The following is a 26,425-nucleotide window of genomic DNA, read 5'->3' on the forward strand; positions in this document are numbered from 1 at the left end:
GACTTACGGTCCGGACCGAAAGGGTTCCTCGTGCTCCAACGCCGCCGTTTCCTCCAGGCAGCCGCCGCGGGTGGTCTCCCCCTCCTGTCCCCTCCCCCGCTCTCGCGCAGGGCCACCGCCCTGCCGAGGGAACGGTCACCGACCTCGGGCCTGCCAGCGTCACCATTCCGCTCGGCAACGGCGAGTTCGTGGGCGGCGTGCTCTACGCCGGAACCCGCGGCCTCTCCCCCAACGTCGTCGGCGCGTACGACCTGGCCAAGGACGGCGTGACCGGCCACTTCGACATCCCCACCGGCATCGGCGTGTGGGCGATGTGCAAGGTCGAGACGGACGTCTACGCCGGCACCCACAGCCAGTCGGACCTCTACCGTTCAACAGCCCCGAGGGCCTGGAGGCGCTCACCTTCCTCACCGACCTCTACAAGGACGGCGCGGTGCCCAAGAGCGCGCTCACCAACAAGAACGTGGTGGCCGACCAGGCACTCGGCAAGCAGGAGGTCGCGGCGGGGCTCATGAACGTCCCGGCCGACGCCGAGATCGCCGCCAAGACCTGGGGCGAGGACAACGTCATCGTCGGCATGCCGCTCCAGGGCAAGAAGCGCGTCGGCTTCGGCATCCCCGGCGGCCTCGCCGTCAACGTCCGGTCCAAGAACACCGCGGCCTCCGACGCGTTCCTCAAGTTCATGATCGACCCGAAGCAGATCACGAGCCTCGGCACCGCCTCGGGCTTCCTGTCTCCGCGCACGGACGTGAAGGTGCCGCCGCCCAACGCGCGCGCCGCGAAGTTCGCCGAGGCGCTCCAGTACACCTACCCCGGTGACACCAACCCGGCCGCCCGGCAGGTCATGGCGCTGCTGCGCACCGAGATCCAGGCCGCGCTGACCGGCAAGAAGTCGCCGAAGCAGGCCCTGGAGGACGCCGCCGAGCAGAGTGACGACCTGCTGGCGAGGCAGCGCTGATCCAGACGTAGCGCTGACCCCGACGTAAGCACCGGCGCGGGCCGTCCCGGCGGCCCGCGCCCCGGACCTGTGGAGGCGTCCTTGGCCGCATCCAGCGTTGTATCCCCGCCCGACGGCCAGGCCGGTCCCGAGGCGGCGCCGGCCGCCGCGGCCGGGGAGGCGAGACCGGACGGGAGTCCGCGGCGGGCACGACGGCGGCAGGCCCGGGCGGGGCTGCTCTTCGCGGCCCCGATGCTGCTCCTCTTCGTGGTCTTCCGCTTCGGGCCGGTGCTCGGCGCGCTGTTCCTGTCGCTGACCGACTACCGGCTCAGCGGCGAGTGGACGTTCGTCGGCGTGGAGAACTACACCCGGCTCGCCGACGACGACCTCTTCCTGGAGAGCCTGACCGTCACACTGCTCTACGTCGTGATCTTCGTGCCGCTGACCGTGCTGATGTCGCTCGGCACCGCGATGATGCTGCACCGCGTGGTGTGGCGGCGCGGGCTCTTCCGCGGGATCTTCTTCCTGCCGTACGTGACGAGCATCGTGCTCGCCGCCGTCCTCTGGAAGTGGATCTACGACGCCGAGGACGGCCTGATCAACGGCCTGCTGAAGCTGGCGTCGCTGGGCCCGGTGGACTTCCTCGGCCGCAGCGAGCTGGTGCTGCCCTCGATCGCGCTCACCTCGGCGTGGAAGGGCTTCGGCTACTCGATGCTGATCCTGCTCGCCGGGCTGCAGGCCATCCCGCGCTCCTACACCGAGGCGGCGATGATCGACGGCGCCGGGCCGTGGCGGCGGTTCCGGCACATCACGCTGCCGCTGCTGCGGCCGGTGCTGTTCTTCGTGCTGGTGATCGAGACGATCACCGCGTTCCAGGTCTTCGACGCGATGTACGTGATGACCGGCGGCGGGCCCGTGCGCTCCAGCTACTCGCTCGTCTACATGCTCTACGACTCGGGCTTCAAGTTCTTCGACTTCGGCTACGCGAGCGCGATCGGGCTGGTGCTGTTCGCCATCGTCCTCGTCATCTCGCTCGTGCAGCGCCGCTTCCTGGGAAGGGAGGACTGAGGGCCATGGCCGCGCTCGCCCGCAAGTCCCCGGTGAAGACCCCCGCCCGCGCGGGCCGCCGATCGCGCACCGGCCGGCTCACGCTGCCGGTGCTGCTCGTCCTCACCGCCATCGTCACCGTCACCCCGTTCGCGGCGATGGTGCTGGTCGCGTTCGCGCCCCAGAGCGGGCGGACGTTCCCGGACGCGCTCGTGCCCGGCAAGATCACGCTGGCGAACTTCGAGCACGTGCTCTCCAGCTCGGACGTACCGCGCTGGACGCTCAACTCGCTGATCTTCTCGTTCGTCTCCGTCGCGCTGATCCTGCTGTTCGCCTCGATGGCGGGCTACGCGTTCGCCAAGAAGCGCTTCCCCGGGCGCGACGCCCTCTTCTGGACGCTGCTCGCCACGCTGATGGTGCCGTTCCAGGCGACGCTCATCCCGTCCTACATCCTGGTCTCCAAGCTGGGCGGCGTGGACACCTACTGGGGCATGATCGTGCCGACGCTGGCGAACGTGCAGGCGATCTTCCTGATGCGGCAGTTCATCGTGCAGCTTCCGGACGAGCTGTTCGAGGCGGCCGAGACGGACGGCGCGTCGGAGTGGCGGATCTTCACCACCATCGTGCTGCCGCTGGTGCGGCCCGCGCTGGCCACGCTGGGCGTCTTCGTCTTCCTCTGGCACTGGAACGACTTCCTGTGGCCGCTGGTGATCGGCCAGTCGGGCGAGATGCAGACGCTCACGGTCGGGCTCGCCACGCTGCAGAGCGAGAACGTGCCGATCAACCAGATCATGGCGGGCGCGACCATCACCGTGGTGCCGAGCCTCCTGGTCTTCGGCCTCCTCCAGCGCTACCTCACCGACAGCATCGCGATGACGGGACTCAAGGGCTGACCCCTCCGGTGATCATCGATGTCAACCGGATCCTCGGCCCGCTCCCTGCTGACGAGGTCCCGAGCGAGGACGAGGCGGGGCTGGTCGCCGAACTCGACCGGCTCCGCATCGACCTCGCGTGCGTGGTCCGCTCCCACGCGCTCTTCTACGATCCCGTCTCCGCCGCCGTCCCACCCGCCTCGCGTCCTCCCTACGGGCACCGTCTCGTCCACGTGCCCGTGCTCGTCCCGGGACCGCTCGGCACCGGCGGCAGCACGGCCCCGCTGGTGCGGCTCTGCCCGGCCGAGCACCGTTTCGCGCTGACCGGCCCGCACTGCCTGACTCTGGCCGGTGACCTCTCGGACCAGGGCGCCGCCGTGCTGCTCGGATGGGACCCGGCGGCGTTCAGCGAGATCCATCGGCTGGCCACCCTGCGTCCCCGGCTGCGGCTCGTCCTCATCAACACCGGATACCGAAGCCTGCGCGAGCTGGCCGACCTCATGGACGCGCATCCGCGGATCAGCGTCGACACCGCGACCCTCAACGGCCACCAGAGCGTGGAATGGCTGGTGCGGCCGGTACGGGCCGCACCGCGTGCTGTTCGGCACGGGCGCGCCGGTCACCGACGACGCCGGCCCCCGCTTCCAGCTCGATCACCTCGACCTGCCCGCGGCCGACGCGGCGCTCATCGGCGGCGGCAACGCCCGCGCGCTCCTCGGGCGAGGTGCCCCCTGATGGACGATCCGGCCTGGCACGATTCGAGCTGGCACAAACGGGTCATCGACGCGCACGGCCACCTCGGCTCCTGGTTCAACCTCGCCATCCCCGACGCGTCCACCGAAAGCCTGATCGCGGTCATGGACCGCTGCGGCGTCTCCACCATGTGCGTCTCCCACCTCCTCGGCGTCGGTCCGGACGCCGCCACAGGAAACGCGCTGCTCCTCGCCGACCTGGCCCGCTTCCCCGGCAGGCTCCTCGGCTACGCGGTCCACGACCCGCACGCGGCGAAGGGCCCCGAACGTCTCGCGATGCTCCTCAAGGAGCCCGGCGTGATCGGCGTAAAGCTCCATCCGGACACCCACGAGCACCCGCTCGACGGACCCGGCTATGACCGCGCGTTCGAGATCGCCTCAGACCACGGTGGGATCGTGTTGTCGCACGGCCGGCACGGCTCGCCCTGGTCGGATCCGGCACGGTTCGCGACGGTCGCCGCGCGCCATCCCACCGTCCTTCTGCTGATGGGGCATGCCGGGCTGTGGCCGGCGGGCTTCGCGGCGGCGGCCGGCGTCGCGGCGCGCCACCCGAACGTCGTGCTGGAGATCTGCGGCTCGCGGATGACGGCCCGGCATCTGGCCCGGCTGGTGTCCGAGGTGGGCGCGGACCGCAGGGTGCTCGGCTCGGACGCGCTCTTCCTCGATCTGCGCGTCGGGCTCGGCCGGGTGGTGCTGGCGCCGCTCGACCCGGCAGACCGGGACCGGCTTCTCTTCGGCACGATGACCGAGCTCCTGAAACGACCGGGCTCCTGAAACGACAGCGCCTCTGAAGGGATCGCGATGACGCTGGCCATCGACGGCGGCACGCCCGTCCACACGTCCGGCTGGCCCGCGTGGCCGCCGCCCGCCACCGCCGAGCAGCGCGCGCTGCTCCTGGACGTGCTGGAGAGCGGGCGGTGGGGCGCGACGAGCGGTACGAAGGTCGCCGAGTTCGCGGCGGCGTTCGCCGAGTCGGTCGGTGCCCGGTACGCCGTCTGCGTGGTGAACGGCACGGTCGGGCTCTTCCTGGCCCTGCGCGCCCTCGGGGCCGGGCCCGGCGACGAGGTGATCGTGCCCGCGTACACGTTCGTGGCCAGCGCGACCTCCGTCGTTCTGGCGGGCGCGCGACCCGTCCTCACCTACGAGCGGCTCTGGTCGCTGCACAACGTGGGCCGCAGGCTCGACGGCGGCTGGTACGAGCATCCGGAGATCGGCTGGAACCTGCGCATGACCGAGTTCCAGGCCGCCGTCCTGCTGCCTCAGCTGGCGGTGCTCGACGAGCAGATCGCCGTCCGCGAGCGCGCCGCCGCGTACCTCGCCGAGGAGCTGGCGGCGGTCGGCGGGCTGAGCCTGGTGCCGGGGCCGGAGGGCACCACGCGGCACAGCCGCCATCTCGGCGTCGTCCGCTATGACCCGGCGGCGTTCGGCGGCCGGTCCAAGGCCGGCTTCATCGCCGCGATGGCGGCCGAGGGCATCCCGCTGGACGCCGGGTACCGGTCGCTGTCACGTGAAGCGGCCCTGCGGCCGTACACGGGCGAGGTGTCGTGCCCGGTCGCGGAGGCCGCCGAGGACTCCGTGGTCTGGCTGCGGCAGAACCTGCTGATGGCCGGCGACGCGGCGCTCGCCGACATCGTGTCCGCCGCGGCCAAGGTACGGCGCGCCTTCCGGTCTCAGCCGGAAATCACGTGACCGAAAGCCTCGATGGAACGGAGCGTGTCCGCCTGGGACATGCCCGGCGGCTGGATCCGCAGCACGACCCCGTCCGCGCCCATCGCCGCGTAGTTCTCGAGCCGCTCCGCGCACCGCGCGGGCGAGCCGATGACGCTCCGGTCGGCGATCTCGTCCCAGCCCTGGGTGTAGCGCGCGGCGTCCGAGGAGGTGCGCTTCCAGCCGGTGTACGCGTCGTACAGGCCGCGCAGGGGCTCCTCCAGCACGTCGCGGGCCTGCTGCGACGTCGGCGCGCAATAGCCCTCGCGGCAGACGATGACCTCGGCGCCCAGCGTGCCCGCGCCGCGCTCGTGCGAGCGGTACTCGTCGATCTTGGGCGGCAGGTCGGCGTCGAGCTCGTTGAACGACGTCGTCCAGCCGTCGCACATGCGCGCCGTGCGCTCCAGGGCGGCCGGGACGCGTCCGCCGTTCCAGAGCTTCGGCCGCGGCGCCTGGACCGGCCGCGGCGACAGGAAGGCCTCGTCCACCTGCGTGAACCGGCCTTTGAACGTCACCTCGTCCTCGGTCCAGAGCCGGGTGAGGAGCTCCATGCACTCCTCGAACCGCGCGACCCGCTCGGACTGCGTGACGCCGTACAGGGCGAACTCCTCGGGCCGGTAGCCGAGGACGAACCCGGCGGTCAGCCGCCCGCCCGACAGCACATCGATGTGCGCGAGCGTCTCGGCGAGCACGACCGGCTGGTAGAGCGGCGCGACGATCCCGGCCGTGGCCAGCCCGATCCGCTCGGTGTGCGCGGCGAGCCAGGTCAGCGACGTGAGGATCTCGTGGTAGCCGGGGCGGTGCAGATGCCGCTCGCCGAGGACGATCCATTCGAACCCCGCCTGCTCGGCGAGCCGCGCCTGCTCGACGGCGTCTTCGAGCGACGGGCGGTCCGCTTCGCCGCCGTAGAGGTTGAGATACAGGCCGAGGCGCATGGGTGCCGCCTTCCAGTCGTCGGTGTGCCGGTCAGCGGCATCGGGTCAGTGGCATTGACACAAGCCAATCACGCTACTTACGGTCTAGACCGTAAATGATACGTACCTCGATTGCGACCCCCCACAGAGGAGTCAGGTCTTGAGCGTCGCCCTCCCCCGGCTCGGCGAACGTCCGTCCGCCGCCGGCGACCCGATCACCGCGATCCGCACGCGCGTCGTCCGGGCCCCCTACCGCCGGCCGTTCCAGATCAGCAGCGGGATCAGCACGGAGCTCATCAGCCTGGTCGCCGAGGTCGAGACCGCGGGCGGCGCGAGGGGGGTCGGCGAGACCTCGCCGATGACGGCCTACACCGGGGAGACGCTGGCCGGGGTCACCGCCGCGATCGAGGACCATCTGACGCCCGCCCTCGTCGGGCTCGACCCGCTCGACCGGGCCGGCGCGCACCTGGCGATGGACACCGCGCTGCGCGGCCAGCACGTCGCCAAGGCGGCCCTCGACATCGCGCTGTACGACCTGGCCGGCCGGCTCAGCGGCTGGCCCGTCCACGCGCTGCTGGGCGGCCGGGTGCGCGACCGGGTGCCGATCGCGTGGGTGGTGGGGCTGGGCACGCTGGACGAGATGGCGGCCGAGGCGGCCGAGTACGCCGCCCTGGGGTTCCGGCACATCAAGGTCAAGGGCGGTCACGATCCCGAGCGCGACCTGGAGCTCGTCCGCGCGGTCCGGGCGGCGCTGCCCGCCGACGCCGAGCTCTGCCTGGACGCCAACGAGGGCTACGACCTGTCCGCGCTGCCCGCGCTCGCCAGGATGGCCGACGCCGGGCTGTCGCTGCTGGAGCAGCCGCTGCCGCACTGGGACGTCGCGGGGCTGGCCCGCCTGCGCGAACGGCTCGACGTCCGGGTGATGGTGGACGAGAGCATGCAGTCGCCGCAGGACGCCCTGGAGATCGTCCGGCGCGGCGCCGCCGACGTGCTCAACATCAAGATCCTCAAGGTGGGCGGGCTGTACCGGGCGCTCCAGATCGCGGCCATCGCCGACGCGGCCGGGCTGGCCGTCAAGATCGGCTCCATGCCCGAGCTGGGCGTCGCCACCCTCGCCGCGCTGCATCTGGCCGCCGCGCTGCCCGGCGCCACCGTCCCCGCCGACCTGGTCGGCCCGCTGCTCGTCGAGGCGGAGCCGCTCGCGCCCGCCGCGTTCGCCGCCGCCGACGGCTGGGTGGACGTCCCGCGGGCCCCCGGCCTCGGCCACGACCTGTGATCCTCGCGAAGACGCTGTGATCATTGCAGAACCTGGCGATCATCGAAGTGGAGGCTTCCCCGATGCACGACCTCGTCGACCGGCTGCGGGGCACGCTGCTGCCCGCCGTCGTGACCCCGATGGACGAGCGGGGCGTCGTCGACCACGACGCGCTCGCGGCGTACGCCGAACGGATCGCCGCGGGCCCCATCGGCGGCGTCGCCGTGTGGGCCCACACGGGCCGCGGCCTCCATCTCTCCGAGGAGGACCGGGGCCGCGTGCTGACGACCTGGCGGCAGGCCACCCCGGCGCCCATCGTGGCGGGGGTCGGCGTGCCCCGGTCGGCCACCGCCCCGACCCTGGCGGCGGCCGCCGACGCGACGGTGGCCATGGCGGTACGGGCGGCGGAGTTGGGCGCCGACGCCGTGATGGTCTATCCGCTGGCGGCGCTCGGCGACCAGGCCGACGGGCACGCCCAGGCGGTGCGCCTGCACCAGCGCGTCACCGCCGAGAGCGGGCTGCCGCTCGTCGGCTTCTACCTGCACGGCGAGGCGGGCGGCTACCCCTACACGGCCGAGCTCATCCGCGACCTGCTCGCGCTGCCGGCGATGCTCGGGGTCAAGACCGCCACTCTCGACAGCGCCATGGGCTGCCAGGACGCGATCTGGGCGGGCCGGGGCACCGGCAAGCTGTCGATCACGGGCGAGGACCGCATGTTCGGGCCGTCGTTCATGTGGGGTGCCGACACAGCGCTGGTCGGCATCGCGGCGGCGCGGGTCGAGCTGTCGGCCCGGGTCGTCCAGGCCTGGAACGAGCGCGACCACGCCGCGTTCGTGCGCGCCTCCGACCGGCTCGACCGGTTCGCCGCGGCGACCTTCTACGCGCCGATCGAGGGCTATGTGCAGCGGATGATGTGGGCCGCGGTCTGGGAGGGGCTGATCCCCGAGAGGTCCGCGCACGACCCGTACGGACCGCCCCTCCCGGCAGGCGAACGCGACCTGGTCATCGACTGCCTGAAGGAACTGCGCACCGCCGCCGCCCTCTGACCGCGCCCAGATCAGCTCGCACGAGGGTAGGCCACAGGCATACGCCGACTCTCACGGATGACCGGCCCGCTTGTGAGCGGGCGTCGCGTCAACGGGCGTCGTGTCGGTGAGCGTCTTGTGGACGCGGGTGATGGCCTGCGCGATGGCGTCGACGTCGTCGGCCGTGTAGCCCTCGTTCCAGTGCAGGATGACCAGCGTCCGGTCGATCAGCCGCTCCGCGTTGGGGCACAGTCCGGCGGGATAGGCCCGGCCTTCGAGCGGGAAGCGCGACGAGCCGTAGACGGGTGCCTCGGCCAGCGCGGGATTGGCGTACAGCGGCCGCTCCAGGTAGCCCGCGACGGCGGGGACGCCTTCGTCGGTGAGCGCCCGCGCCCAGGCCCGGTTGCCCGGGTCGTCCGGCACAGTGAACGGGAAGAGCCACCAGGCGTGGCCCGCCGGGTCGGGCAGGCCGACTCCAGACATCCCGTCGAGCGCGCCGAGGAGCTGCCGGGCGCGTTCGCTGCGGGCGGCGACGACGGAGGCGACCTTGCCGAGCTGCGCGCGCCACGGCGGCGACGAGCTCGGTCATCCGGTAGTTGAGGCCGAGGGACAGATGGAGCCGTCCGATCGTCCGGTCCCAGCCCTTGTCCATGAAGAGCCGCGTCCGGCGGGCCAGGTCGTCGTCCCCGGTGATCGTGAGGCCACCGTCGCCGGCGGTGATGTGCTTGTACTGCTGGAGGCTGAAGCACGCGATGTGGCCGACGGTGCCGAGGAGTTCGCCGCCGGGGGTGGTGCCGAGCCAGGCCTGGGCACAGTCCTCGATGAGGATCAGGCCGTGCCGGTCTGCGAGGGCGCGCAGCTCGGCGACGGCCGCCGGGGCGCCGAAGAGGTGCACCGCGATGATCGCCCGGGTGCGCGGCGTGATCGCGGCCTCGACCGCGGCCGGGTCCAGGTTGCCAGTGGCCGGATCGACGTCGGCGAAGACGGGCACCCCGTTCTGCGCGAGGATCGGCGCGACGGTGCCGAAGTCGGAGATGGGAGTGGTGATGACCTCGTCGCCCGGGTCGAGGCGCACCGCCGCGACGGCCAGGTGCAGCGCGGCCGTGCCGGAGCTGGACGCGACGGCCGTCCCGCCGCCGTACAGTTCGGCCATCTCGGCTTCCAGGGCCCGCGCCTCGGTGCCGAACGTGCTGCACAGCACGGCGGTGTCGAGGACGCGGAGCACCGCGGCGCGCTCCTCCGCCCCGATCGTCCGCCCGCCGGAGACGAGAACGTCGGGGAACCGCCTGCCGGTCGCGCCTGCGGACATGCCATCATCTCCCGCGCCAGGGGTCGCACCATCGATCAATTACGGCCTAGGCCGAAACTTACGGCACCGGAGTTAAGTCGGTCAAGGAGATCGGACAGGCGCCCGGCTTCCCCATAGGATGGTGCACTACCCTCCCCACTTGAGGACTGGACCCAAATACGAGGAGCACAGCGTGCCGCGTCGCAACCGCATCCTCCTGCCGGTGGCCGGCTGATGCCCGTCACCATCGGGGTCGTGGGCCCCGAAGACCTGGTCCACCGCGCGCTCGCGGTGGGGGCCGAGACGAGCGGCGCCGTCCTGACCGGCCTGGCCTACCGGCACGAGAGCGAGGCCGTCGAGGTCGTCGCGGCCGCCCAGGCCGACGTCGACGCGTTCCTGTTCACCGGGGTCGTCCCCTACACCACGGCGACCGCCGCCGGAGTCGTCGCGCACCCGGCCATGTACGTGTCCTACGACGGCGCGACGCTGCTGCGCGCCCTGGTCGAGCTGCTGCGGCTGGGCCACGACGTCACGCGGATCTCGGTCGACACGCTGCGGCGGACCGAGGTGATGGAGACGCTGACCGAGGCCAAGCTGCCCACCGACCACGTCCAGGTGCTCCCCTACCGGGCGGGCCTCACGTCCGAGGACATCGCCGCGTTCCACCGCTCGGCGCGGGAACGGCACGACACCCGGGTCGCGATCACCTGCCTGGGCTCGGCCTACCACGTCCTCGAACACGAGATGCACACCGTGCGGCTCGCGCCGTCGCGCTTCTCGATCCGGTCCACCCTGCAAGCGCTCATCCTGACTACGGTCGGCCAGCAGGTCGGTGACGCGCAGGTCGCGCTCGGCCTGATCGAGTTGCCCGGTCCCGACGAGACGCTCGCCGCCGACGTGGTCACGCTCGGCGGCAGCCTGGCGCCGCTCCCGGACGGCCGCCACCTCGTGGTGACCACGCGCGGCCTGCTGGAGCAGGCGACCGAGCAGTTCACCCGGCTGCCCCTCCTCGACCGGCTCACCGCGCGCCATCCCAGCGTCCACATCGGCTTCGGCGTGGGCCGGACGGCGGCCGAGGCCGAGTCGCTCGCCCGGCGCGCGATCGGGCGGGCCGCCTCGGTCGGCGCGTCGGCGGGCGTCGTGGCCATGGCCGACGACGTCGACATCGTCATCGAGCCCGGCGGCGGCGACGAGCCGCCGGCCGAACGCGGCGCCGAGAGCCTGCCGCTGCTGGCCCGCCGGGTGGGGCTCAACGCGCAGACGCTGTCGCGGCTGCGGGAGCTGGTCGCCGACCGGCCGGACGGGCTGACCGCGCACGACGTCGCCGAGCACCTGCTGGTGCAGCAGCGCACGGCCCGCCGGGTGCTGAAGAGGCTCGAACGCGCCGGGATCGCGGCACCGATCGGCAGCCAGCAGCAGGGCCGCACGGGACGGCCGCCCACGGTCTACCGCGTTCACCTCTGACCGGCCCGCCGGGCGGGGTAGGTTCCGGGCGTGAGTGCGAACGGCTATGCCGTCGTCGACGTCGAGACCACCGGGCTGCGGCCCGCCTGGCGCGACCGGGTCATCGAGATCGGGATCGTGCTGCTGGACGGCGCGGGCGAGATCACCGGCGAGTGGGGCTCGCTCGTCAATCCCGGGCGCGACCTCGGCCCGCGGCACATCCACCGGATCACCGCCGCCGACGTCCGGCACGCGCCGCCGTTCGCCGAGCTCGCGGGCACGGTCGCGGGCCTGCTGCGCGGCCGGATTCTCGCGGCCCACAACCTGCGGTTCGACCAGCTCTTCCTCTTCGGCGAGTTCGAGCAGGCGGGAATCCCGGCACCGCTCGACGACCCGGACGCGGGCGTGTGCACGATGACGTGGGCGCCGCATTTCCTTCCCGACGCGCCGCGCAACCTCGCCGGGTGCTGTGCCCTCGCGGAGGTGCCGCTGAGCGGGCATCACGACGCGCTCGTGGACGCGCGGGCCGCCGCCGGCCTGCTCCGCCACTACCTCCGCCTCGCCGACGGCGCCCCGCCGTGGTCCGCGGAGGTGGCGGAACGGAAGCCGTGGCCCGTACTCCCCGTCGCCCGCGCCGCCCCCGTACGCCGCGGCGCGTCGGCCGAGCGCGACACCCACTTCCTGGCCCGGATCCTCGACACCATGCCGCGCGTCGCCGAGCCCGCCGGAGCCGACGACTACCTCGCCCTGCTCGACCAGGTGCTCCTCGACCACGACATCTCCCCGAGCGCGGCCGACGCCCTCGTCGCGTTCGCCAACGGCATCGGGCTGAGCTGGACGGACCTGCGGCGGCTGCACCTGGACTACCTGGCCGCGCTGGCCCGCTCGGCTCGGGCGGCCGGCACGCCGGTCAGGCACGACGAGCACGGCGAGCTCGTCCGCGCCGCACGCCTGCTCGACCTGCCGCCCGAGACCGTGGACGAGGCGCTGGCGCACGCCGGCCCCGTCCGCCCGATCGAGCGGTTCCGGCTGGAGCCGGGCGACCTGGTCGCGTTCACGGGCGAAGCCGAGGACCCGCGCGAGACGTTCGAGCGGCGTGCGCGCGCCGCCGGCCTGACGCCGCACCCGCGCGTCACCCGCGACGTCCGGCTGCTGGTGGCCGCCGACCGCGACAGCCTCTCGCAGAAGGCCCGCCGGGCCCGCATCTACGGCATCCCGATCGTGACCACAGCGACGTTCCGCCGCCTCCTGGCCACCTGACCGTTGTGCACTGCGAGACATTCAGGCAAGAATCTTTCCAGTTTTGCGGATGGCATGCAGGCGGCGGAAGGCGGCACGGTGGCCACGAGCACGGGCGGCGGGTCCCGGCACGTCTACCGGCTCGGCCTGAACGCCGGAACGTTGCGGCACCACTCGACGGCCCGCCTCCGTGCGGGCGCGGGACCGCGCCACCTGGCCTTCCACCCCGACGGCCGGACCGCCTACGTCATCAGCGAACTCGACTCGACGATCACCGTCTGCGCGTACGACCCGCACGCGGGGAAGCTGCGCCCCGGACAGGTGGTGTCCACGGTGCCCGCCGGCACGTCCGTGGCCAACCACCCCGGCGAGATCCTCGCCTCGCCGGATGGACGGCACGTCTACGGGACCAACCGCGGGCACGACAGCGTCGCCGTGCTGGCCACAAACGCCGGCGGCCGCCTGCTCTACGTCGCCGGCCAGCACTCGGGCACGGTGACCGCGTTCAAGGTCTCCGGCGCCCACCTCACCCCGGCCGGCGCGCCACTGGCCGCCCCCGCCCCGGTCTGCGTCCTTCCCTGCTTCTGAGGAGCTCCCGATGCCGGAGCACAGAACGACTACTCGGAGTATCCGGAGGTGAGGACGTACATCGCGGCCTACACCACCACGGCACGCGCCCAGCGCTTGGACCTCACCATGCACAGGGCGACCGCGGAGGTCGTCTTCGGGGGTCAGCCGGGCGGTACACTGCCAGTCACCATCGCGGGCCATTTCCCCTATGGGCACGGGCGTCGCCACCCCGTCCGTCAAGGCGGCACGAGGGCTCTCCTCATCGGGCGCCGATGGTGACATGCTCGGTCCTGCGACGTCCCACAGACCGAGACGTCGGCCGGATCGACGGGAGTGTGGTGCCGGATGGGGCTTCCCGGCGATGACGCGCTGCTGCACCAGCGGGTGGTCAGCGGCGACGAGTCCGCCTTGGCGGAGCTCTACGACCGGCTCTCGCCGCTCGTCTTCGGACTGTGCGTCCGCGTCACCAGGGACCGGGCGATCGCCGAGGACATCACCCAGGAGGTCTTCCTGACCTTCTGGGAGAAGCCGCTGGCCTTCGATCCCGGGCGCGGCACGTTGCGCGCGTGGCTCGCGACGATCGCGCACCGCCGGGCCGTCGACCACGTCCGCGCCGAAGAACGCAAGAAGGCCTCGCACATCGGTCCCCGGCTGTTCGAGCGCGAGCCCGCGCCGATGGAAGACTCGGTCCTGGACGCCGAGGCCTCCGCACGGGTCCGCCGGGCCGTGCAGAGCCTGCCCCCCGAGCAGCGCGAGGCGCTCGAAATGGCGTATTGGGGTGGCAGAACGTACAGGCAGGTGGCGGAACGACTAGGCCTTCCAGAAGGTACGGTCAAATCAAGGATCCGGCAGGCGCTGCGGCAGCTTGCGGGGATGCTGGCCGAGGAAGGCGTGCGATGAATCCGGTGGAACGGCTGTACCTGGACGCCCTGGAGGAGGGCGCCGAACTCGGCGAACGCCCGTCCCCCGGCCCCCTGCTCGGTATCGCGCGGTCCCGGCGCCGTCCCGCCGCGGCGACCGCCCCCTGGGCGGCGCCCTACGCGAGCAGGGTCGCGGCCATGGACGCGGTGCTCGCGTCCGCCACCGACTGGAGCCAGGAGATCGTCGAGGGCTGGACGCTGCAGCAGCTCGTCGCCCACCTGGCCGCCAAGGACGGGCTGGTCGCGGCCGACGTCGGCGCTCCGGTGCTGGGCCCGCCGATCGGGACGCGCGACCCGCTCGGCCGCACCGCCGAGGTGCAGGCCGCCGAAGAGGGCCGGTCGCCCGAGGAGACCCGCCAGACCTGGCGGGCGCAGGCCGACGCGCTGTGCGCGCATCTCGCCGAGGTCGACCCGGCCACCACGGCGTCCCCGGACGGCCTGGACATCCCGGTGGCCGACGCCATGCTCGCCCGTAGCCTGGAGACCTGGGTGCACGCCGACGACGCGGCACGCACGTCGGCGCTGCGGCTGCCGCCTCCGGTCGCCGAGCACCTGCATCCGATGGCGGGCTTCTGCGTCCGCCTGCTGCCCTGGGCGATGCTCGCCACCGGCGACGACGGCACGGGCTCGTCGGTCCATATCACGCTGACCGGCGCGGGCGGCGGCACCTGGCTCGTCCCGCTCGGCGTCGCCGACCCCGGCGGCGTCCGCGAGGACGGTCAGGGCGACACCGGAGCCCACATCGTCACCGACGTCGTCGCGTTCTGCTTCCTCCTGGGCGGTCGCGGCGCCGCCGGCACGCTGCCCGTCGAGATCGAGGGCGACCGCGACCTGGGCCGCCGGGTGCTGGAGGCCGCCCCCGCCTTCTCCGGCCCCTGATCAGAGCCAGTCGCGGCGCTTGAAGATCAGATAGAGGACGCCGCAGGTGGCGCCCATCAGGCACAGCGCGATCGGGTAGCCGAACAGCCAGTGCGTCTCGGGCATGTGGTCGAAGTTCATCCCGTAGATCGTCCCGATCAGTGTGGGCGCGAACAGGATGGCGGCCCAGGCGGAGATCTTCTTGACCTCCTCGTTCTGGGCGTTGCTGGCCTCGGCGAGATTCTTCATCTCCTCGTTCTGCGACTGCCCGACCAGAGTGGCGTTCAGCGTCAAAATATCCTGGAGGTTCAGCCGGAACCCGTCGACACGTTCCATCACCGTGGTCGCGTGATCAGCCACATCCCTCAGATACCGCCGCAACTCATCATCCACTTCATACTTCTCAAAACCCGCCGACAGCGCACCGAGAATGGGCGAGAGCGGCCGCGTGGCCCGCTGGAACTCGATGACCTCCCGCGAGAGCTCATAAATGCGCCGCGACACCAACGGGTCGCCCCGGAAGACCTCGGTCTCGATCTCGTCGATGTCGTTCTGGAGCCCCGCCACCACCGGCGCGTACTCGTCCACGACGGCGTCCAGAATCGCGTAGAGCACCGCCTCCGGACCGCTGGCGAGAAGCTCGGGCGTCTCCTCCAGCCGCTTGCGCACCACGGCCAAATCCGGAGACTCACTGTGCCGCACCGTCAGCACGAAATCCTTGCCGACAAAAATGTGCAGCTCACCAAAGTCGACTTCTTCAACCTCATCCACGTACCGAGCAGCCCTCAGCACCACGAAGAGCGTGTCGCCATACCGCTCCAGCTTCGGCCGCTGGTGAGCCACGATCGCGTCCTCGACCGCGAGCTCGTGCAGCGAGAACTCCTCCGCAAGCGACAACAGCTGCGGCTCCGACGGACGGTAGAGCCCGATCCACGCCATCCCGCCCTCGGTGCTGCGCAGGCACTGATACGTGTCCGCCAGGGTGGCAGGCGACTCGGCCCGCACCCCGTCCACGTAAACAGCGGCGTCAACAACACCCTCCCCGTCCGGCTCATGGTCACCCGGACGGGGATCCATAGACCGCTCCGGCGGCGCCTCCGGCACCTTGGACCGAGACGGAACCCGCAAAAGCGGACGCAACGCACGCCCTCGCCGATCCGCCATGGCCACTCCCTCCACCGAACCCTCAGAGGGACTTGTACCCACCCACCGATCTTCAAGAGTGCCCCACCACCATGAACGGCTTCCTACTCGGCGACCACATCCGCGACAACACAACTCACGTTGTCAGGCCCGCCAGAACCATTGGCCAGCTCAACGAGATCGCGAGCCGTCCGCTCAGGATCACGCCCCGCTGCGCATGGTGGTGCTGGACATGGCGGGTTCCCCTTCCGAGAGGTGCTCGACGAGGAATCTGGCGAGCTCGCGGCGGGTAGCCCGTCACGGGATCGACGCGCGCAGGCGTCAGCAGGCCGAGCTCGTCGTAGAGCCGCAGCGCCTTCGGAGACAGCCGGGAAGCCTTGGCGAACGCCCCGATGGTCAGCAGCCCCATGCTCGCCCTCCTCGTCCCGGGCGCGGTGCCCGGTGTTCACGATGCTGGGGCTTGCCCAAGGGGGAAGGTCAACCGCCGCTAGAAGTCGTCGTTGGTGTGCGGGGCCAGGGGGACTTCGAGGGCGGCGTCCAGGCGTTTTGCGGCTCCGGGGGTGTGCTCGGTGACGAGGCCGGCTCGGACGAGTCGTCGTACTCGCGTGCCGCCGAGGTAGACCGAGCCCAGCTCGGCCACGCCGAATGTGAGGTCGGGCTCGTCGCCGGTCGCCTCGCCCGTCAGGCGCCAGCGGCCCTCGTTCGCAGGGAGCCGGGCGTCCTTGACCTCGATCACCAGGCTCTCGTCGGTGGCCCAGCTCCGCAAGCGGAGCGCGGTGGGGACGTCGATCAGCCGCAGCCAGAGCGCGCCCCAGTCTCCCTTGACCACGACCTGGTCGGGGTCGATGGCCAGCAGCGGGAGCAGGTCGTCGACCGGCCTGCCGTTCGCCTGGATCCGTTTGGTCAGGTCGATCGCCGCCAGGAACTGCCACAGCGCGGCCTCGACCGCCGGGGTGTCGGCCTCCAGCTCGTCGAGGCGGATGGTTCCGGAAGCATCGTCGTTCTCATGGGTGCGGTAGATCGCGTAGCCGCCGGGCTCTCCGTCGAGGACGACGATCCGCGGCTCGGTGTACTCGTCGTGGAACTCGTCCACCCGGGGCAGGATCGCCTTCTCCCACCACTCGGCGTCGCGGGCCAGCCCGCCGGGGCGCCGGCCGATCGCCCGGGCGTGGATCGGGCCGAGCACCTCGGCCGCCTGGTCGCGCCGGATCAGCCGCAGCGGCCGCGGGTCGGCCTCGATGCGCAGCGCCAGTGGCCGGGATGTGTCAACCTCCAGGTCGATGGAACGATCGGCCAGGCCGAACCCGTACCGCCCGTAGATCCCCGCCTGCGAGGCCCACAGCGCCGCCACCGGCCGGCCGGCGGCCACCGCGTCGGCGTGCATGCGTTCGATCATGGCGGTGAGCACGCCCCGGCGCCGGTGCGTCGGCAGCACTCCCACCCACGTGATGGCCGAGCAGTCCGGCAGCGCGCCGGGCACGGACAGCTTCATCGGCAGCGCCGCCAGCTGCCCGACGAGCGTGTCGCCCTCGTAGGCGCCGATCCGCTCGGACCGGCGCGGCATCCAGAGGTTGCGGTCCCGCTCGTCGTCCTCGGTGCGGTGATGGAACACCACGTCGAGGAGGTCGAGCATCCGGTCCAGCTCGGACTCCGGCACCGCGCGGATCTCAAGATCGCTCATAACTCTCCACGGTAAGCGAGCGGGCCCCGGGCCGGGCAACTGGTTTTTCCTCCTGACCAGGTCAAATAGGGCCCGTCAGTCTCGCTTGATGATTCCGGTCAGTCCGGCCACGACAGCCGTCGTAAGGATCCAGCCCGCCGCGATGAGCGCCCAGGACCAGTAGACGGCCGTTCCACCGGGATTCCACGCTTTCTGCTGGCCGAGGTCCACGATCGGCAGCAGCACGTCGAGTGTGTAGGCGAACGCGTGGAAACGCGGTCCCTTGGGGTCGGCCTGCTCCATGTCGGCCTGCGCGAAGACGGCGCTTCCCACCGCGAGCAGCGCGGCCAGCCAGACGGCGGCGAGCCACGTCCGGTAGCCGTAGCCGACGGTCAGGTAGAGCACCCAGTTGGCCAGCCCGCCGAACGGCCCCAGGACCTTGCGCCGATGCCAGTGCTTCGCGATCGCCGCGCGCCGGGCCGCCTCTTCCCGCCCGTCGCGCCGGTAGGCCGCCGCGAGCTGGTCGTACGGCTGCGGCACGTACCCCTCGGGCTGCTCGGCCAGCCGCCGCAACCGCGTCCGCACGTCGATCTCGTCGTGTTCCAAGGTGCCGAACGTGAAGCCGCGCAGGGTGACGCGCGAAGGCGGCCAGCTCACGGCATCGTCGCGGAAACTCTCGACCTGGACGTTGGTGAGGTCGATGCCCCCCAGCGGGCGCCCGTCCGAGCCGCAGCACCAGCGCCCGGGCTCGCACCGCCTCCAGGTCCAGAGCCAGACCTTGAGAATTGGACAGCCGGGCGTCGATGAACGAGAGCCGACCGCCCACCCGCGTGCCGATCAGGTAGAGCTCACCCTCGGCCACGAACCCGTCCCGGAAGAACAGATTCTGGTCGATGGTCATGCCGAGCCCGCCGATCGCGTGCCCGCCGGGGTTGGCCAGCCGCGCCCCGTCGAACTCGATCTGCCCGCCGACGTGCGCGCCGTTCAGCCTGAGCTCTCCCTCGGCGACGAACCCGTCCCGGCACATCAGGTCGCCCGCGATACCAAGCCGGATCGCATAGAGCGCCCGGCCTCCGGGGTTGGAGAGCCGGGCGCCGGTCATGTTGAAGACGCCGCCCACCTTGGCGCCGATCAGCCGCATTTCGCCGTCCGCGACGAAACCGTCCCGGCAGAAGACCGACCGTTCGACGGTGAGCGCGTCCGCGTTCAGCGCCACACCGCCTGGATGAGACAAACGCGCTCCGCTTAGAGAGAGCTTCCCGCCGATGTGGGCGCCCAGTAGGTCTACAACGCCTTCGGCTACAAAACCCTTGTTGAGCTCTAGGTTTCCGATGGTCCGCAGTTGTTGTGCCGACAGCCCAGGCATCTGACAACCGGGCATCCGGATCGCTGGCGCGGTGACCTCATCGAAGTTGGGCGCCTCCTCGAAGACGCAGCCCTCCAACACCAAGGGGCGGTCGAGTGTGCATGCCTCCAGATCCAACGTGCCTGTGATGCGTGCGTCCTGAAGCTTGAACGGGCCACGGCGTTCGCCACCGGGCGGCGCCATGAGCATGTCCATCAATTGATCGGAGCTGATCGATTCCACGTGAGGAAGGAACCACGGCGGAAGGGCAGGCGTCCCTCTTTTGGTGGACGAGAGCGATTTGAACGAAGCCGAGCGCCTACTGTGGCGCGCCTATCCGATCGGTGAACGCGTCGAGCTGGACGGCGCCGAGGTACGCGGCGAGGTGCTCGCCGCGCTGCTGCTCGGCGCCGTGCCGCCGTTCCCCGGGCACTCCCCCGGCATCTCGCTGCGCGGCGCCCGCGTCATTGGCCGGCTCAGGTTGAAGGGCTCCACGGTCGAGTCCGGGTTGCACTGCACGGACTGCGAGTTCGACGACAAGGCCGAGTTCGTCGACTCCAACCTGCGCACGCTGCGGATCGAGCGCTGCCGTCTTCCCCAGCTCGTCTGCTCGCGGCTCCGGCTGAACGGCCTGCTCAATCTGGAGGGCTCGGAGATCGAGCAGGGGCTGTGGCTGGACGGTGCGCACGTCGGCGGCCCGCTGATGATGAACGAGATGACCCTCGGCCCGGTGTTCGCCGACAAGCTCACCGTCGAGGGACGGCTGGACGCTCGAGGCCTGAAGGTGCAAGGCGAGTTCCGCGCCCACAACGCGCACATCGGCGGCAGCGTCCATCTGGCCGGCTCGCGGATGAGCAACCCCGGCGGTATCGCGCTGAGCCTCGGCGGCCTGACGGTCGAGGGCGGCGTCTGGTGCTGGCGCGGGTTCGAGGCGGAGGGCACGATCCGCCTGGTCGGCGCAACGTTCACGGCCAATCTGACATTGGACGGCGCTCGTCTGAGTCATCCGTCCGAGGGCACGGCCCTCAACCTGGACCAGGCGTCGATCGGACACCTTCTCGCGCAGAACCTCCACGTCGCCGCGGGACAGATCAGCATGCGCGGAACGCAGGTCGGCGGCGCCATCGAGATGCGCGGCATGGTACTGCCCGCGAGCGACCCGGACGAGCCCGTCCTGGCGATCGACAACGCGACCATGGCCGCGCTCGACCTGCGCGACATCAAGGCGCAGGGCGAGGTCAGAGTTCGCGCATGCAAGGTCGGGAACCGGGTCCTCCTCGGCGACGCCGAGATACGCAATCCCGGCGGCGTCGCGCTACGCCTGGCCCGGAGCGAGGTCGGCTCCGACGTCTTCGCTCCCGGGCTGGTGCTGGAAGGCACCGCGCGATTGCGCCGCGCCAAGGTGGCGGGCCTTCTGGAGCTGGCCGAGGTACGGCTCTCCGCACCCGGCTCGACCGCCCTGGACGCGCACGCGCTGCAGGCGGGCGAGTTCAGGCTGACGCCTGCGGAACCGGTCCAAGGGGCGGTCGTTCTCAGCCACTCTTACATCGGCGTGCTGGGGGATGATCCGGCGTCGTGGCCGGACCAGATGATCCTCACCGGTATGCGGTACGACGCGCTGGAGCCCAGGTTGCCCGCGAAGGAGCGGTTGCGGTGGCTGACGCGCAATCCGGAGGGGTACGAGTCGCAGCCGTACGAGCAGCTCGCCAACTACTACGCGGCGACAGGGCAGAACGCGGACGCGCGCAAGGTGCTGTACGCCAAGGAACGCCACCGGCAGGCCACCGAGACTCCGGTGATCCGGGCGTGGAACCGGCTGCAGGACATCACGACCGGGTACGGCTACCAGCCGTGGCGGGCGCTGTTGTGGCTGGGCGTGCTGCTGACCGTGGGCGGCCTCGTCTACGGGTTCTCGCCGCCGGAGCCGCTCAAGCGGGACGAGGCGCCGCACTTCAACCCGGTCATCTACACGCTGGACCTGCTGATCCCGATCGTCGATCTCGGGCAGGAACGCGCGTTCAACCCGGCCGGCGCGTTCCAGTGGCTCTCCTACGCGCTGGTCGCCGCGGGCTGGGTGCTCACGGCGACCGTAGCCGCGGGCGCGGCACGAATCGTCAGCCGGCGCTGAGCTGGGCCGAGTCAGCCGGCGTCGACCGAACCGAGTAGGCGTAGTCGTCCAAGGGGAACGAGCGGCTGCGGCGGCGGGCGGCCACCACCGAGGACGGACGCTGCCAAGGGGCGTCGCCGTGCTCGTCGAAGTAGTAGCTGTTGGCGGTCGCGCAGGCACCATTGAGAAACACAGTGCCGGGCATGCGGCGTCCGACCCAGGTCATGTAGCGGTCGTGGGCGTCCTGCCGGACCTCGGCGCGGGTGACGCCGCGGCGGCGGGCCTCGGCGATGACGCGGGTGGCGTGCCGGATCTGTGCGTCGATCATCTGGAACCAGGACAGCCCGATGTTGCCGTACGGTCCCGGGACCAGAAAGAGATTGGGAAAGCCCGGCACGGCGGCGCCCTCGTACGACTGCCGCCGGTGCTGCTTCCACAACGCGGTCAGCTCGACGCCCTCGCGGCCGACGAGCGGGAACGAGATGGCGAACACCTTGAAGCCGGTGGCGAGGATCAGCGTGTCGATCTCGCGCTCCCGCCCGTCCGCCGTGCGGATGCCCGTGGCGGTGACACGGTCGATGCCGTCGGTGACCAGTTCGACGTTGGGCCGGTTGAACGTGCGCCAGTAGTCGTTGGAGAACGAGGGACGCTTGCACCCGAACCCGTACCGGGGCGTGAGGCTCGCTCGCACCTGCGGGTCCTTCACCTGACGCTTGAGGTGGCGCAGGCACCGGCGTTCGACCGCCTTGACGAGCGGCTGGACGCGGCGGTGGTGGACGACGCCGGTGACGATGACCTCGACGGCGGAGGTGGTGACGAAACGCGTCGCCTTCTGGGTCGCGGGCACCCGGCGGAACAGCTCCTGCACCGGCCGGGGCAGGCGCGGGTCGAACTTGGGGAACACCCAGATCGGCGTCCGCTGGTACACGTCCAAACTCCGCACGCGCCCGGCGATCTCAGGAATGACCTGCAGCGCCGTAGCGCCGGTGCCGATCACAGCGACCCGCTTGCCGGTCAGCTCATGATCATGATCCCACCGCGCCGTATGCACGGTATGTCCGGTGAAGTCCTCCAGACCGACGATCTCCGGAAAGCTCGGAGTGGTCAGCGCGCCCTGGCACGAAAGCAGAAAACGTCCGCTGACCTCGGACCCGTCGGCCAGCTCCACCCGCCACAGATCATCTCTCTCGTCGAAGCGCGCGGCGACGACCGTGGTGTTGAGGCGGACGTGCGGCATGAGCCCGTACTTGCGGACGCAGTGGTCGGCGTAGTCCTTGATCTCCGGCCCCTTGGCGTACAGCCGCGACCAGGTCGGCCTCGGCTCGAACGCGAACGAGTAGGTCGGCGACGGGATGTCGACCGACAGGCCCGGATAGGTGTTGTCGCGCCACGTCCCGCCGATGTCCCCGGCACGTTCGAGCATCACGAAGTCGTGCACGCCGGCCCGCTTCAGCGCGATGCCCGCGCCGATCCCCGCGAACCCGGCACCGACGATGACCACCTCGTGGTCGGGACTGTCCGAGGTCTCCGCCATGAACCACGCCTCCCAAGAACGCGAATGCCCAATTCTACACAGAGTCCAATAGCTTGGGTTGTGGCGTTCGTCATGCGGCCCCCCAGCACCGCCCCTAAGATCAACAATTCGATCCAGAAGGGGTGTTCCGCTTGCGTCGTACATGGCTGTACGCATCTGCCGGACTCGTGTTGAGCGGCTCGCTGCTCGCCTGCAGCGCCGAGGCACCGGCCGGAAAGATCAGCGCGGCGGAAGCCGCGCCCAAGCTCCCGAAGGGCAAGGTCAGCCCGGTCGCCAAGAACCTCCGGACGACGCTCGCCAAACTCCAGCTCCAGCAGGTCCTCGACACCGCCCCGCCCGGCAGCGCGCAGGCCCGTTCGCTCGGCAACCCGGTCGACAAGGAGGCGCAGACCACCCGCGACCGCGCCCGCCTGCTCGCCGCCGCCCCGGCCGCCAAGCCCATCGTGCAGCAGCCCCAGGTCGACGCGACCGTCATCGAACTCGACAAGCGCGGCCGCCCCGTCTCGTCCGGCACCGTCCTGATGAGCCCCTCGTACAAGAACGGCGTGGCGATCCCGGTCGACCGCAACTTCGCCGCCAAGGACGTGCGCTGGCGCCAGTGGGACGACCAGGGCTGGTACGCCAACAAGGGCAAGGGCACCGTCGACGTCGTGCCGGGCCGCGAGAAGGCCACCGTCGACCACATGCTCAACTACCCGGCGTCCGTCCTGAAACTCATGGTCAACTTCGGCGTCCTGCGCCTGGCGGACCAGGGCAAGGTCAAGCTGGACGAGAAGTTCGAGTACAAACCCTCCCCCATCAGCTCGCTCTGCGGCGGCGCCTCCGCCAAGACCGTCCGGCAGTACATCGACGAGTCGCTCACCTGGTCGTCCAACGGCGCGTCCTGCGCCCTGGTCAAGCTCCTGCACGAACGCGGCGGCATCGACCCGCTCAACCAGACCTTCCAGGACCTCGGACTCCAGACCCTGCAGCTCAAGGGCACCAACCCCGCCAACGGCGGCCGGTGGTCCAACTCCATCACGATGAGCTCCCTGGACACCGCCAAGCTCCTGGCCCTCGTCAACGGAGCCCCCGGCAAGGTCTGGACGGCCCCCAACGGCAAGCCGGTCACGAGCAAGGTCCTCTCCCCCGCCTCCCGCAAGCTCTTCCTCAACAAACTGAGCCAGCAGGGCTACAACGACATGTTGTCCAGCACCAACTGGTGCGGCGGCAAATATCCCGCGGCGGGCATCCCCCAGGTCACGCCGCTCCGCTGGATCGGCAAGGACGGCACGGTCACCGTCGGCTCCTCCAAGTTCGGCCGCAACGTCCGCCCGTGCAACAAGAAGGCCGAGGTCCGCTTCTCCCACAAGACCGGCTGGGTCAACAACACCGCGAGCGACGCCGGAATCGTCCGCGCCCTCCCCGGCAAGGGCGGCCGCACCTACATCGTCGTGGTCTTCTCCAACCTCGGCACCCAGTACGTCGACGCCAACCGCCCCTCCACCCCGCCCGGCATCTACCCGTTCTCCTACACCGAGAAGTTCGCCAAGCTGGGCCGCGCGATCGACACCTACGAAAAGAAGCGCCGCCGCTAAGGCCCCACCGCCGCCGGGCAGCGCCCACCCCTGCCCGGCGGCTGGCCTCCCCGTGAACGTGACGGCGATATCGAGCGTCCACTCGGAAAGAGGTTCCTCCGATCTGAGGGAGCGCCGTGGCCGACGACCTTGGTCCGTACGAGATCGCCTACCTGTGCGGCGGACGCGAACGCGTGGTCCAGGTCGCGCTGCTCCAACTGCACGACGACCGGCGGATCCGTGTCTCCCGTGGCACGCATCGGGTCGAGGTGACGCGGGGCGGCTCATCCGGCACCGTCCAGAACGCGGTGCTCGAGCAGATTCCCGGCACCGGACTGCTCCTGGGAGCCCTCATCGAAGCCACCGCCGACTCCGATGAAGTACGGGCCGTGGGCAGGACCTTGCGCGACATGGGCCTGCTACGCGAACGCTGGCTCACCCGCAACGGCCGCGCGCTCCGCCAACAACTACAGAAGGAACCCGGCCCGGCATCATACGCCCGCTTCGCCGCACAGGGCTCCTCGGGCCTGGACGCCGGCAAGATGCGAGAGGTCTTCGAAACTCCCGACCCCAAGCCGATGAAGCTCGAGCACGGCTGGTCAGGCCGCGGAACCGACACCGTGGGCGGCGGAGCCCCAGACCGCTCCAGCGACTTCGGAGACGGCAGTGACGGGAGCTACTAGGGCCCGTCTCAGGAGCGCGACACGGACTTGGTGTAGCGAAGGCAGGGAACGGTGACCGGACCATCCAGTCCCGGGGTCTGATGATCGAACAGCCCCTCATCGGCCCACCCCTCCCGCTCGTAGAAGCGGCGAGCCCGCCCGTTTCCCGCGACAACCGCAAGCCAGGCCATGGCATGGCCGTTCTCGCCGACCTGCCGCTCCGCCTCCGCAAGCAGAACGGCCGCGACAGCAGACCCGCGATACCGCGCCGCGACGAATACCTGCTCGACCTCATCACCGACCACCATCACAAAGCCAGCGACCTCGTCGCCCACGACCGCGACCGTGGTGTCCGCGACACGTTCCGCAGCGCGTACCTGGAACGACTCGGGCGTACGCACCGCGACCAACTCGTCAGGAACATGCCCGAGATGGCCATCCCGCCATCCGTCCTGCCAGATGACGGCCACCGCCGCCGCATCGTCCGGGCGGGCTGGCCGCACATCAAGGGATGACATCCAGCCAGCGTAGCCAGCGCCTCCTGTGAACTGATGGGCCCGCTGCATGCTGAAGGCGGGGCGGTGACCGGCCCACCCGTCGGCGTCGGAGATAGTGCGAGTGGCTGTAGGCGTGCCTGTAGGCCCGGTGCATGGAGCGCCGGGCTACAGACTGAATCTATGATCGTGGATCAGGCCGCGTGGTGGTCGTTGCGCCACGGATTATCGGCCTGATCAACCAGTCTTCGTCTGGACCGTGCGGCCTTCCCCTTGGGCGGGAGTGTCCGGTAGACGAAGAGCCCGTCCTCCCCCTGGCTGATCTGTATTTGTTCGGGGTTGGCGTGTTTCCACCGGTTGTGCCAGCCGCAGCACAGCGCCAGTTTGTCGATGTCGGTGGGGCTGTGTCCCAGTGCCCATCCATCGACGTGGTCGATCTCGCACAGGAGGCCGGGTACTTCACAGCCGCGGACCGCGCAGGTGTCGTAGAGGGTTTCCAGCACCTGGCGCTGGGCGGGGCTGGCGATGCGGGCGGTGCGGCCCAGATACAGCGGCACCTCCTTGGCGCCCAGGATCAGGGTGGAGATGCCGGCGTTGAGCGCCAGCCGCCGCACCTGCGCGGCGGGAATCGGTGTGCCGTCGCGCAACCGTCCTGGAGTGTCGTCGCCGGTCAAGGTCTCCAGGTGGGCGATGACGGTGACGCGGCTGTCCTTGTGGCCCTGCGATAGCAGGGTGGTCAACGCCGCAGCGGTGCGTTCAGCGCGGTCGCGCAGATCGTCGCCCCCAGCGGGTTTGGCCAACGGCGCCAGTGTGCCGTCCAGAATGGCGGCGTCTTCGGCGTTCAGCCAGCCCTTGAGGTAGCAGCCGCCGTCCATCGACCGGTTGGCCGTCAGCCAGGACCGGGCGTAACCGCGCTGCACGTCCTCGGGCGGCTTCTCAGTACCGTTGGCCTGGTTGACCAGGTCGTGGATCTTCTCACCGAGTTTGGCGAGCTTGCTGGGCGGCACGTCGCGGTCGATGGCGTCCAGCAGGATTTGTTCGGCTGCGGTGCAGTCGTCGTCGCTGGGTAGGCGGTGGACGGTGTTGGCGATGGTGAC

The 26,425-nt window shown here is 70.8% G+C and carries 25 protein-coding genes and 1 pseudogene; 17 read left to right on the forward strand and 9 right to left on the reverse strand.

Annotated elements, in window-relative coordinates; translation table 11 throughout:
* Positions 1–304: 304 nt before the first annotated feature.
* The 6 genes from ACGFNU_RS49555 to ACGFNU_RS49580 all read left to right on the forward strand — a co-directional run bounded on the left by ACGFNU_RS49555 (position 305) and on the right by ACGFNU_RS49580 (position 5,297).
* Positions 305–958 (forward strand): extracellular solute-binding protein, encoded by a 654-nt coding sequence (locus tag ACGFNU_RS49555; RefSeq protein ID WP_392603767.1) that lies wholly within the window; start codon positions 305–307, stop codon positions 956–958.
* A gap of 81 nt (positions 959–1,039) precedes the next feature.
* A complete protein-coding gene (locus ACGFNU_RS49560; RefSeq protein WP_392603768.1) occupies positions 1,040–2,005 on the forward strand; it encodes a carbohydrate ABC transporter permease in 966 nt (321 codons plus the stop codon).
* 5 nt (positions 2,006–2,010) lie between these two features.
* A complete protein-coding gene (locus ACGFNU_RS49565) occupies positions 2,011–2,877 on the forward strand; it encodes a carbohydrate ABC transporter permease (protein ID WP_392603769.1) in 867 nt (288 codons plus the stop codon).
* A 330-nt stretch (positions 2,878–3,207) separates the two neighbouring features.
* Positions 3,208–3,591, forward strand: coding sequence for an amidohydrolase family protein (locus ACGFNU_RS49570; protein ID WP_392603770.1), 384 nt, complete (start codon positions 3,208–3,210; stop codon positions 3,589–3,591).
* A gap of 146 nt (positions 3,592–3,737) precedes the next feature.
* Positions 3,738–4,382 carry an amidohydrolase family protein gene (locus ACGFNU_RS49575; RefSeq protein WP_392603795.1) on the forward strand — a complete coding sequence of 215 codons (645 nt, stop codon included), beginning with the start codon at positions 3,738–3,740 and terminating at the stop codon, positions 4,380–4,382.
* Positions 4,383–4,409: 27 nt separating this feature from the next.
* A complete protein-coding gene (locus ACGFNU_RS49580) occupies positions 4,410–5,297 on the forward strand; it encodes an aminotransferase class I/II-fold pyridoxal phosphate-dependent enzyme (RefSeq protein ID WP_392603771.1) in 888 nt (295 codons plus the stop codon).
* Here the strand turns inward: ACGFNU_RS49580 and ACGFNU_RS49585 are convergent.
* Positions 5,279–6,250: an LLM class flavin-dependent oxidoreductase gene (locus ACGFNU_RS49585; protein WP_392603772.1), complete on the reverse strand. Its 972-nt coding sequence runs from the start codon at positions 6,248–6,250 to the stop codon at positions 5,279–5,281. The genes ACGFNU_RS49580 and ACGFNU_RS49585 overlap by 19 nt on opposite strands.
* Before the next feature lie 139 nt (positions 6,251–6,389).
* Between ACGFNU_RS49585 and ACGFNU_RS49590 the strand changes: the two genes are divergently transcribed.
* Together ACGFNU_RS49590 and ACGFNU_RS49595 are read left to right on the forward strand one after the other, a co-directional pair.
* A complete protein-coding gene (locus tag ACGFNU_RS49590) occupies positions 6,390–7,505 on the forward strand; it encodes a mandelate racemase/muconate lactonizing enzyme family protein (protein WP_392603773.1) in 1,116 nt (371 codons plus the stop codon).
* Positions 7,506–7,567: 62 nt separating this feature from the next.
* Positions 7,568–8,530, forward strand: a complete 963-nt coding sequence (locus tag ACGFNU_RS49595; RefSeq protein WP_392603774.1) for a dihydrodipicolinate synthase family protein — start codon at positions 7,568–7,570, stop codon at positions 8,528–8,530.
* 51 nt (positions 8,531–8,581) lie between these two features.
* Here ACGFNU_RS49595 and ACGFNU_RS49600 read toward each other — a convergent pair.
* Positions 8,582–9,818 (reverse strand): annotated as a pseudogene (locus tag ACGFNU_RS49600) (DegT/DnrJ/EryC1/StrS family aminotransferase).
* Between the two features lie 213 nt (positions 9,819–10,031).
* Here ACGFNU_RS49600 and ACGFNU_RS49605 point away from each other — a divergent pair.
* The 5 genes from ACGFNU_RS49605 (at position 10,032) to ACGFNU_RS49625 (ending at position 14,848) form a co-directional block, all read left to right on the forward strand.
* Positions 10,032–11,261 carry a hypothetical protein gene (locus ACGFNU_RS49605; RefSeq protein ID WP_392603776.1) on the forward strand — a complete coding sequence of 410 codons (1,230 nt, stop codon included), beginning with the start codon at positions 10,032–10,034 and terminating at the stop codon, positions 11,259–11,261.
* A gap of 30 nt (positions 11,262–11,291) precedes the next feature.
* The gene (locus ACGFNU_RS49610) at positions 11,292–12,500 is read left to right on the forward strand and encodes an exonuclease domain-containing protein (RefSeq protein ID WP_392603777.1); all 1,209 of its coding nucleotides are present in this window, start codon (positions 11,292–11,294) and stop codon (positions 12,498–12,500) included.
* A 78-nt stretch (positions 12,501–12,578) separates the two neighbouring features.
* Complete coding sequence (locus ACGFNU_RS49615; RefSeq protein WP_392603778.1) at positions 12,579–13,067, forward strand: lactonase family protein; 489 nt, start codon at positions 12,579–12,581, stop codon at positions 13,065–13,067.
* Positions 13,068–13,394: 327 nt separating this feature from the next.
* Entirely contained in the window at positions 13,395–13,949 is a 555-nt protein-coding gene (locus ACGFNU_RS49620) for an RNA polymerase sigma factor (protein ID WP_392603779.1), read from the forward strand.
* The gene (locus tag ACGFNU_RS49625; RefSeq protein ID WP_392603780.1) at positions 13,946–14,848 is read left to right on the forward strand and encodes a maleylpyruvate isomerase family mycothiol-dependent enzyme; all 903 of its coding nucleotides are present in this window, start codon (positions 13,946–13,948) and stop codon (positions 14,846–14,848) included. Before ACGFNU_RS49620 ends, ACGFNU_RS49625 begins: the two co-directional genes overlap by 4 nt.
* Here the strand turns inward: ACGFNU_RS49625 and ACGFNU_RS49630 are convergent, their stop codons facing one another.
* The 4 genes from ACGFNU_RS49630 to ACGFNU_RS49645 form a co-directional block, all read right to left on the reverse strand.
* Positions 14,849–15,991 (reverse strand): magnesium and cobalt transport protein CorA, encoded by a 1,143-nt coding sequence (locus ACGFNU_RS49630; protein ID WP_392603781.1) that lies wholly within the window; start codon positions 15,989–15,991, stop codon positions 14,849–14,851. It lies immediately after the preceding gene.
* Between the two features lie 115 nt (positions 15,992–16,106).
* Entirely contained in the window at positions 16,107–16,379 is a 273-nt protein-coding gene (locus tag ACGFNU_RS49635) for a MerR family DNA-binding transcriptional regulator (RefSeq protein WP_392603782.1), read from the reverse strand.
* 78 nt (positions 16,380–16,457) lie between these two features.
* Positions 16,458–17,651: a GNAT family N-acetyltransferase gene (locus ACGFNU_RS49640; protein ID WP_392603783.1), complete on the reverse strand. Its 1,194-nt coding sequence runs from the start codon at positions 17,649–17,651 to the stop codon at positions 16,458–16,460.
* A gap of 75 nt (positions 17,652–17,726) precedes the next feature.
* Positions 17,727–18,236: a hypothetical protein gene (locus ACGFNU_RS49645; protein ID WP_392603784.1), complete on the reverse strand. Its 510-nt coding sequence runs from the start codon at positions 18,234–18,236 to the stop codon at positions 17,727–17,729.
* 10 nt (positions 18,237–18,246) lie between these two features.
* Between ACGFNU_RS49645 and ACGFNU_RS49650 the strand changes: the two genes are divergently transcribed.
* Both ACGFNU_RS49650 and ACGFNU_RS49655 read left to right on the forward strand, forming a co-directional pair.
* The gene (locus ACGFNU_RS49650) at positions 18,247–18,879 is read left to right on the forward strand and encodes a hypothetical protein (protein ID WP_392603785.1); all 633 of its coding nucleotides are present in this window, start codon (positions 18,247–18,249) and stop codon (positions 18,877–18,879) included.
* 397 nt (positions 18,880–19,276) lie between these two features.
* Positions 19,277–21,103, forward strand: coding sequence for a hypothetical protein (locus ACGFNU_RS49655; protein WP_392603786.1), 1,827 nt, complete (start codon positions 19,277–19,279; stop codon positions 21,101–21,103).
* On the opposite strand, the gene ACGFNU_RS49660 is transcribed toward ACGFNU_RS49655, so the two are convergent.
* Complete coding sequence (locus ACGFNU_RS49660) at positions 21,090–22,616, reverse strand: flavin-containing monooxygenase (protein WP_392603787.1); 1,527 nt, start codon at positions 22,614–22,616, stop codon at positions 21,090–21,092. The two genes, ACGFNU_RS49655 and ACGFNU_RS49660, sit on opposite strands and share 14 nt — an antisense overlap.
* A gap of 131 nt (positions 22,617–22,747) precedes the next feature.
* Between ACGFNU_RS49660 and ACGFNU_RS49665 the strand changes: the two genes are divergently transcribed.
* Both ACGFNU_RS49665 and ACGFNU_RS49670 read left to right on the forward strand, forming a co-directional pair.
* The gene (locus tag ACGFNU_RS49665) at positions 22,748–24,193 is read left to right on the forward strand and encodes a serine hydrolase (RefSeq protein ID WP_392603788.1); all 1,446 of its coding nucleotides are present in this window, start codon (positions 22,748–22,750) and stop codon (positions 24,191–24,193) included.
* 116 nt (positions 24,194–24,309) lie between these two features.
* Positions 24,310–24,855, forward strand: coding sequence for a TIGR04222 domain-containing membrane protein (locus tag ACGFNU_RS49670; protein WP_392603789.1), 546 nt, complete (start codon positions 24,310–24,312; stop codon positions 24,853–24,855).
* An 8-nt stretch (positions 24,856–24,863) separates the two neighbouring features.
* On the opposite strand, the gene ACGFNU_RS49675 is transcribed toward ACGFNU_RS49670, so the two are convergent.
* Both ACGFNU_RS49675 and ACGFNU_RS49680 read right to left on the reverse strand, forming a co-directional pair.
* Positions 24,864–25,352, reverse strand: a complete 489-nt coding sequence (locus ACGFNU_RS49675) for a GNAT family N-acetyltransferase (protein WP_392603790.1) — start codon at positions 25,350–25,352, stop codon at positions 24,864–24,866.
* 170 nt (positions 25,353–25,522) lie between these two features.
* Positions 25,523–26,425: DUF222 domain-containing protein (locus tag ACGFNU_RS49680; RefSeq protein WP_392603791.1), on the reverse strand; the 903-nt coding region annotated here is incomplete at its 5' end.

The organism is Spirillospora sp. NPDC048911, from assembly GCF_043198015.1.
In the GTDB taxonomy this organism is placed as follows: Bacteria; Actinomycetota; Actinomycetes; order Streptosporangiales; family Streptosporangiaceae; genus Spirillospora.

Excerpts from the sequence above, each read along its gene's own strand:
- ACGFNU_RS49565 (WP_392603769.1), top strand. The coding sequence starts at position 2,011 with ATGGCCGCGCTCGCCCGCAAGTCCCCGGTGAAGACCCCCGCCCGCGCG.
- ACGFNU_RS49575 (WP_392603795.1), top strand. The coding sequence starts at position 3,738 with ATGTGCGTCTCCCACCTCCTCGGCGTCGGTCCGGACGCCGCCACAGGA.
- ACGFNU_RS49580 (WP_392603771.1), top strand. The coding sequence starts at position 4,410 with ATGACGCTGGCCATCGACGGCGGCACGCCCGTCCACACGTCCGGCTGG.
- ACGFNU_RS49585 (WP_392603772.1), bottom strand. The coding sequence starts at position 6,250 with ATGCGCCTCGGCCTGTATCTCAACCTCTACGGCGGCGAAGCGGACCGC.
- ACGFNU_RS49595 (WP_392603774.1), top strand. The coding sequence starts at position 7,568 with ATGCACGACCTCGTCGACCGGCTGCGGGGCACGCTGCTGCCCGCCGTC.
- ACGFNU_RS49605 (WP_392603776.1), top strand. The coding sequence starts at position 10,032 with ATGCCCGTCACCATCGGGGTCGTGGGCCCCGAAGACCTGGTCCACCGC.
- ACGFNU_RS49620 (WP_392603779.1), top strand. The coding sequence starts at position 13,395 with ATGGGGCTTCCCGGCGATGACGCGCTGCTGCACCAGCGGGTGGTCAGC.
- ACGFNU_RS49625 (WP_392603780.1), top strand. The coding sequence starts at position 13,946 with ATGAATCCGGTGGAACGGCTGTACCTGGACGCCCTGGAGGAGGGCGCC.
- ACGFNU_RS49630 (WP_392603781.1), bottom strand. The coding sequence starts at position 15,991 with ATGGCGGATCGGCGAGGGCGTGCGTTGCGTCCGCTTTTGCGGGTTCCG.
- ACGFNU_RS49635 (WP_392603782.1), bottom strand. The coding sequence starts at position 16,379 with ATGGGGCTGCTGACCATCGGGGCGTTCGCCAAGGCTTCCCGGCTGTCT.
- ACGFNU_RS49640 (WP_392603783.1), bottom strand. The coding sequence starts at position 17,651 with ATGAGCGATCTTGAGATCCGCGCGGTGCCGGAGTCCGAGCTGGACCGG.
- ACGFNU_RS49660 (WP_392603787.1), bottom strand. The coding sequence starts at position 22,616 with ATGGCGGAGACCTCGGACAGTCCCGACCACGAGGTGGTCATCGTCGGT.
- ACGFNU_RS49675 (WP_392603790.1), bottom strand. The coding sequence starts at position 25,352 with ATGTCATCCCTTGATGTGCGGCCAGCCCGCCCGGACGATGCGGCGGCG.